Annotated in this window: 6 protein-coding genes; 2 read left to right on the forward strand and 4 right to left on the reverse strand. The window is 59.4% G+C overall.

The genetic code is table 11. The annotated features are described in order from the left end of the window. Positions 1–19 precede the first annotated feature (19 nt). Together AC2FNU_RS12470 and AC2FNU_RS12475 are read left to right on the forward strand one after the other, a co-directional pair. On the forward strand, positions 20–874 hold the full coding sequence (locus AC2FNU_RS12470) for an alpha/beta fold hydrolase (RefSeq protein ID WP_496788575.1): 855 nt from the start codon (positions 20–22) through the stop codon (positions 872–874). Between the two features lie 16 nt (positions 875–890). Further along, positions 891–2354, forward strand: a complete 1464-nt coding sequence (locus AC2FNU_RS12475) for a M81 family metallopeptidase (protein WP_496788580.1) — start codon at positions 891–893, stop codon at positions 2352–2354. A 157-nt stretch (positions 2355–2511) separates the two neighbouring features. On the opposite strand, the gene glnT is transcribed toward AC2FNU_RS12475, so the two are convergent. The 4 genes from glnT to AC2FNU_RS12495 all read right to left on the reverse strand — a co-directional run. Continuing rightward, positions 2512–3840, reverse strand: coding sequence for a type III glutamate--ammonia ligase (gene glnT / locus AC2FNU_RS12480; protein ID WP_496788585.1), 1329 nt, complete (start codon positions 3838–3840; stop codon positions 2512–2514). Between the two features lie 78 nt (positions 3841–3918). Then, positions 3919–5262 carry an FMN-binding glutamate synthase family protein gene (locus AC2FNU_RS12485; RefSeq protein WP_496788586.1) on the reverse strand — a complete coding sequence of 448 codons (1344 nt, stop codon included), beginning with the start codon at positions 5260–5262 and terminating at the stop codon, positions 3919–3921. A 4-nt stretch (positions 5263–5266) separates the two neighbouring features. Further along, the gene (locus AC2FNU_RS12490; RefSeq protein ID WP_496788588.1) at positions 5267–5950 is read right to left on the reverse strand and encodes a protein GlxC; all 684 of its coding nucleotides are present in this window, start codon (positions 5948–5950) and stop codon (positions 5267–5269) included. Between the two features lies 1 nt (position 5951). After that, on the reverse strand, positions 5952–6802 hold an 851-nt coding region (locus tag AC2FNU_RS12495), incomplete at its 5' end, for a class II glutamine amidotransferase (protein ID WP_496788592.1).

The raw sequence follows: 6802 nt of genomic DNA on the forward strand, positions 1-6802 counted from the left end.
TGGCCATAGGAGCATTCCAATGCCAGCCTTTCCTGAGTTCGGGCCCAAAGCCGAGACCCATCACCTGACCATCGCTGGTGTCACCATGCGCGTTGTCGTCGAAGGTGACGGGCCGCCGATCGTTTTCGTTCCCGGCGGCGATCAGACGGCCGAGGCATATTCCGAGCAATTCGCACGCCTGTCTGACAGTTTTAAATGCATCACCTACGATCCGAGGGGGGCGGGTGACACGGTTTCACCGCCGCCCCCTTGGACCATGGGGGATTACGCGGCCGATTGCGCAGCGGTGATTGATGCATTCGGTGGTGGTCAGGCCACTGTCTGCGGATTGTCGCTGGGTGGGCTGGTCACACAGCAAACCGCGATCGACTTCCCAGACAAGGTGCGACTGGCCATTCCCATGGGTACTTCGGCCTATATCGACGGTTTCACCCGCGATTGGATGCAGGCCGAGATCGACCTGCGCAAGGACGGCATCACCCTGCCCGACTATTTTCTGGCACCTCATTATGCGGTTTACGCTTTCCCGGCAAAAGCGCTGCACGAACCCGAACTATGGGAACAGCTCAAGTCTTCCTACACGGAACGCTTTCGGGATCGCGATCCCCAGGCCACGATTGATCAGTGGGAAGCCTGTCTTGAATTCGACTGTCGCAAAGAGTTGGAAACCTGCCCGGTTCCAATGCATGTCATCGCATTTTCTGAGGATGTTCAAACTGCTCCGGCCATGTGTAAAGTGGTTTCTGATCTCGCTCCGAACGGCACGTTCCACGAAATTCCCGGCTTGGGTCATGTTTCGATGACGCGCCACAAACCGGACATCGTGGCGGCAAAGCTGCGCGAAATCTTGAACACCGAATTGGTGCAGCAATAAGCGGCTGAAGGGTTAAATGAGAATTGCAATCGCGGGTTTTCAACACGAAACCAATACCTTCGTCGGAACCCCAACGCAGCTGAGCGATTTTGAGCAGGCAGACAGCTGGCCGCAGTTGTTGCACGGTCGGGACGTTCTGAACGTCACGCGCGGCATGAACCTGCCCATCGCCGGTTTCGCGCAAGCAGCCATGGCGGGCGGGGCAGAATTGTTGCCTATCTTGTGGTGCGCCGCCGAGCCGGGAGGTAAGGTCACGGATCAAGCCTATGACACCATTGCCGGTCGCATCACTGATGCGCTGTCGGACATGTCCCAGTTGGATGGAGTGTACCTGGACCTGCATGGTGCCATGGTCACGGACTCCTGGGATGATGGGGAAGGAGAGCTTTTGGCGCGGATCAGACGCGTCATCGGTCCGGACCTGCCGCTTGTTGCAAGTCTTGATATGCACGCAAATATCTCAGGGCGAATGGTGGATTTGTCCGACGCGATGACCATTTTCCGCACCTATCCGCATCTCGACATGGCAGATACAGGCGCCCGGGCTTTTCGGGTATTGCGGGATATCCGGGCAAACGCCCGACCCGCAAAGTCGTGGCGACAAGGTGAATACCTGATTCCTCTGCACAGCCAATACACAGAAGTGGCCCCAGCCAAAGCGCTATATGCCGCGCTGAGTGCTTTTGACGGACCGGGCGCACAAATGGTTGAGCTTGCAATGGGGTTTACTGCAGCGGACACGCCCGATTGCGGGCCGTCTGTTCTGGGTTACGGCGTTACCAAGTCCGACGCTGACGCGATGTCCGAGCAGATATTCGCAAAACTTCATGCCGCTGAAGCTCAGTTCGATACCGCTTTGCTGAGCCCGGAAGACGCGGTGGAAATCGCCCGAAAGGCAACCGGCACAGGACCTGTTGTAATCGCGGATGTGCAGGACAACCCGGGCGCTGGTGCTGCGGCGGACACAACAGGTTTGTTACGCGAGCTTGTACGGCAGAACGCGCCGACAGCCATTCTTGGGCTACTGCATGACCCGCAGTTGGCAGCCAGAGCCCACGACCTGGGCGATGGCGCAGAATTTGACGCCGAGATCGGCGGTCGAGGTCCAGGCGACACTCCCTTCGCCGCAAAGGTGCGCGTGCATCACTTAAGCGATGGCCAATGTCGTTACACGGGCGAGATGTATGGCGGCGGCATTGCTACGCTGGGCCTGTCGGCCGCATTAGAGCTGATTGGAACGCAAATCCATGTCCTCGTGACCAGCATTCGAAACCAATGTCTGGATTTGGCGCAAATACGATTGTTCAATTTGGAACCGAAAAGCGCAAGGATACTCTGTGTCAAAAGCACCACCCACTTCCGCGCCGATTTTGAACCCATCGCGCAGAGAGTCCTGAAATGTGCCGTACATGGGCAGTTTCCATGTCAGCTCAAGGATGTCAGTTATACCAAACTGCGACCGGGTGTACGCATAATATAAGGGGGCCGAAGCGCTTCAGCGTCGTCCCGGCTGTATGACTGACGGGCAACACTTGACAGGTGGTCCCTGTTTTTCCTGCGACCCTTTCGCGTGTTTTGCCCGACCAAACCCTTGAAACGATCGCTATTTTAGTGAGTCAAAGACCGGTCGCGAGCCCCTAGATGTCCAACGTGTGCTCTTTTTCCCAACGTGAGAAATGACTGACGAAAGAGGTCCACTCCTGATGTTTCATTTTCAGGTAGGCTGCGGAGAATTCCGGGCCCATCGCCTCTTTCAATACGGCATCCTTGTCATATTCACGCAGCGCATCCAGCATGTTCAGCGGCAGTTTCGGCGCATCGTCCACGGTGTGGCCTTCGGCATACATGTCGATGTCATAGCGACGGCCCGGGTCGGCCTTTGACCGAATACCCGACAGACCTGCCGCAATGATCACCGCCTGCAGCAGATAGGGGTTGGTCGCGCCATCGGCCAAGCGCAGCTCGAACCGGCCCGGCCCGGGAACGCGGACCATATGGGTGCGGTTGTTGCCCGTCCATGTGACTGTATTCGGAGCCCACGTAGCACCCGACATCGTGCGCGGCGCGTTGATGCGTTTGTAGGAATTCACGGTCGGGTTGGTGATCGCCGCCAGCGCACTGGCGTGCTTCATGATCCCGCCGAGGAAATGCTTGCCCTTCTCGCTCAGACCAACCTCGCCCGTTGGACCGTCACCTTTGCCGGCAAACACATTGGTTGTGGCATCCGCACCGGGCGCATCCCAAACCGAGATATGGGCGTGGCAGCCATTGCCCGTCAGCCCTTCGACCGGCTTGGGCATGAAGGTTGCGCGGAAGCCGTGCTTTTCAGCCACCGATTTTGTCATGAACTTGAAGAAGGAATGCTTGTCAGCCGTGCCCAGCGCATCGTCAAACTCCCAGTTCATTTCGAACTGGCCGTTGGCGTCTTCGTGGTCGTTCTGATACGGGCCCCAGCCGAGATCGAGCATGTAGTCGCAGATCTCGCGCACCACATCATAGCGCCGCATCACCGCCTGCTGGTCGTAACAGGGCTTTTCGGCGGTATCGAACGGGTCGCTGATCTGTTCACCATCCGGGGTCAGTAGGAAGAATTCTGCCTCGATACCAGTTTTCACATGCATGCCCTCGGCGGCGGCTTCGTCGATCAGGCGACGCAACACGTTGCGCGGGGCCTGGGCAACGTCTTCGCCTTCCATCACACAGTTGGCGGCAACCCAGGCGACCTCGGGTTTCCAAGGCAGTTGGATGACCGAAGACGGGTCAGGCACAGCCAGCATGTCGGGGTGCGCCGGGGTCATGTCGAGATAGGTGGCAAAGCCCGCGAAACCCGCCCCTTCCTCTTGCATGTCGGCAATCGCCTGCGCAGGGACCAGTTTGGCCCGCTGCCCACCAAACAGATCGGTGAACGAAATCATGAAATACTTGACGCCTTTTTCCTTGGCGAAAGCTGCCAGATCCGTTGTCATGGTCACCTTCCCTTTCCCTATTGGTTCAAAGAAGAAAGGCGCCGCCCTTTTGGACCGCGCCTTCGTATTGTTTGCAGTTCAGAACCCGGCTTTGCCCGGATACCAGTCGGTGCCCGCCAAGGGCACTTTGGCCATCGCAGCCGCCTCCATCGTCAAGGCGCAGAGGTCCTCGGGTTCCAGATTATGCAGGTGGTTGTGACCGCAGGCGCGTGCGATGGTCTGCGCCTCCAAGGTCATCACCTTCAGATAGTTGCGCAGGCGACGACCGGCCTCGACCGGATCCAGACGCGCAGCCAGTTCCGGGTCCTGCGTGGTGATGCCCGCCGGGTCCTGCCCTTCGTGCCAGTCGTCATAGGCCCCGGTGGTGGTGCCCAGCTTCTGGTACTCGGATTCCCATTTTGGGTCATTGTCACCCAACGCGATCAGAGCCGCCGTGCCAATGGCCACCGCATCCGCGCCCAAGGCCATCGCCTTGGCCACATCGGCCCCGGTGCGGATACCGCCCGAGATCACCAGTTGCACCTCGCGGTTCACGCCCAGATCCTGCAGCGCCTGAACGGCAGGGCGGATACAGGCCAGCGTCGGAATGCCGACATGTTCGATGAACACATCCTGCGTGGCAGCGGTGCCGCCCTGCATCCCGTCCATCACCACGACATCGGCCCCGGCTTTCACCGCCAGCGCAGTGTCATAATAGGGCCGCGTTGCGCCAACCTTCACATAGATCGGCACCTGCCAGCCGGTTATCTCACGCAGTTCGAGGATCTTGATCTCCAGATCATCCGGCCCGGTCCAGTCCGGGTGACGACAGGCCGAACGCTGGTCAATCCCCTTGGGCAGCGTCCGCATCTCAGCCACGCGATCGCTGATCTTCTGACCCAGCAGCATGCCGCCACCTCCCGGCTTGGCCCCCTGTCCCACGACAATCTCGATCGCATCGGCCTTGCGCAGATCGTTGGGGTTCATACCATAGCGCGACGGCAGGTACTGGTAGACCAGCTTGGACGAGTGCCCGCGCTCTTCGGGTGTCATGCCACCGTCACCGGTGGTCGTTGACGTCCCAGCCATCGAAGCACCCCGACCCAGAGCCTCTTTTGCCGGGCCGGACAATGCCCCAAAGCTCATACCCGCAATCGTGATCGGGATATCCAGCTCAATCGGATTTTTGGCAAAGCGTGTACCCAGCTTCACCGAGGTATCGCACCGCTCACGGTACCCTTCCAGCGGATAACGCGAGACGGACGCTCCCAGAAACAGCAGGTCATCGAAATGCGGCACCTTGCGTTTCGCCCCACCACCGCGAATGTCATAGATGCCGGTCGCTGCTGCCCTGCGTATTTCCGCGTTTATCGGGTTGGTGAAAGTCGCCGACTGGATCGGCATGGTACGGGGGATGCTGTTCTTATTATCTTTCATTCCCATGTCCTCAGTAGGCGGCGGCGTTGTCGACGTCGAAGTTGTAAAGCTGACGGGCCGAGCCGTAGCGTTTGAACTCCTCCGGCTGGGCGTTGGCCCCGGCACGCTCCAGCAGATCAGCCAGCAGCTCCAGATGTTCCGGCCGCATCTCTTTCTCGATGCAATCCGCGCCTAAGCTCTTGACCGAGCCGCGCACAAACAGCCGCGCTTCGTACAACGAGTCGCCCAGCGCATCGCCTGCATCGCCGCACACAACCAGATTGCCCGCCTGTGCCATGAAGGCGGACATGTGGCCGATATTGCCATGCACAACGATATCGATGCCCTTCATCGAAATCCCGCAGCGCGAGCTGGCATTGCCTTTGATCACCAGAAGCCCACCATGCCCGGTCGCTCCGGCATACTGGCTGGCGTCGCCTTCCACGACCACGGTGCCAGACATCATGTTTTCGGCCACGCCCGGACCCACCGAGCCCTCAACCCGGATGGTCGCCTGCTGGTTCATCCCTGCGCAATAGTACCCGGTCGAGCCTTTGACGGTCACTTCAATCGGTGCGTCCAAACCCACGGCAATCGCGTGACTGCCTTTTGGATTCTGTACTTCCCAACTGGTTTGGTTCGTTTCGCCGCTTTGCGTCTGAAGGGCTGCATTCAAACCCCGCAGGCCGTTTTCTGCAACATCATAGGTCTGCATCTCAGTGGCTCCAGAAATAGACAGTGGCGGGCTCGGGCTCCCAGACGCGGGCGTCTTCGATACCGGGCAGATTGACCAACGCGCGGTATTCGCTGCCAAAAGCCACGTATTGATCGGTTTCGGCCATCACTGCGGGCTTGCAGGCAATGGGATCGCGCACCACCCCGAACCCATCCTTGGTGCCCACAACAAAGGTGAAGAACCCGTCGAGATCTTCAAGGCTGCTTTCCAGCGCCTCACCCAGCGTTGAACCGTTCTGCATTTTCCAGGTCAGGTAGGCCGCACCGACCTCGGTGTCGTTCATTGACTCGACCCGCACACCCTCGCGTTTCAACTTGCGGCGCAGCGCGTTGTGGTTTGACAAAGAGCCATTGTGGACCAAGCACTGATCCGACCCGGTGTTAAACGGGTGTGCGCCTTCGGTGGTCACGGCAGATTCGGTGGCCATGCGGGTGTGACCTATTCCGTGACTGCCGCTCATGGCGGACAGGCTGAACCGGTCGGCCACATCGCGGGGCAAGCCAACCTCTTTGTAAATCTCGATGGCCGCGCCATCCGACATCACCCGCAAACCCGGACGTAACTCTCGCACCGCTTGGCGGGCTTGGTCAGCCTTGTCGCCTGCCAGCTCCAGAACCGCGTGCGTGGAATTTGCGCGCAGGGTCACTTCGGCACCGATGGCAGCCCCAAGATCCACGGCAAGGGTCGCAAAATCCGCCTCTGGCGTGTCGGATTGCACGGTCAGTTTGACTGCGCCGTCCGCCTCGGCCCCATATATCGCGATACCTGCACTGTCCGGGCCACGGTCTGTCATAGTGACCAGCATGTCCGTCAGCATCGAACCCAACTCAG

It is taken from the genome of Ruegeria sp. BHSB064 (genome assembly GCF_059613205.1).

What these genes read in the sequence shown, in the direction of transcription:
- AC2FNU_RS12470 (WP_496788575.1), top strand. Translation starts at nt 20, where the DNA reads ATGCCAGCCTTTCCTGAGTTCGGGCCCAAAGCCGAGACCCATCACCTG.
- AC2FNU_RS12475 (WP_496788580.1), top strand. Translation starts at nt 891, where the DNA reads ATGAGAATTGCAATCGCGGGTTTTCAACACGAAACCAATACCTTCGTC.
- glnT (WP_496788585.1), bottom strand. Translation starts at nt 3,840, where the DNA reads ATGACAACGGATCTGGCAGCTTTCGCCAAGGAAAAAGGCGTCAAGTAT.
- AC2FNU_RS12485 (WP_496788586.1), bottom strand. Translation starts at nt 5,262, where the DNA reads ATGGGAATGAAAGATAATAAGAACAGCATCCCCCGTACCATGCCGATC.
- AC2FNU_RS12490 (WP_496788588.1), bottom strand. Translation starts at nt 5,950, where the DNA reads ATGCAGACCTATGATGTTGCAGAAAACGGCCTGCGGGGTTTGAATGCA.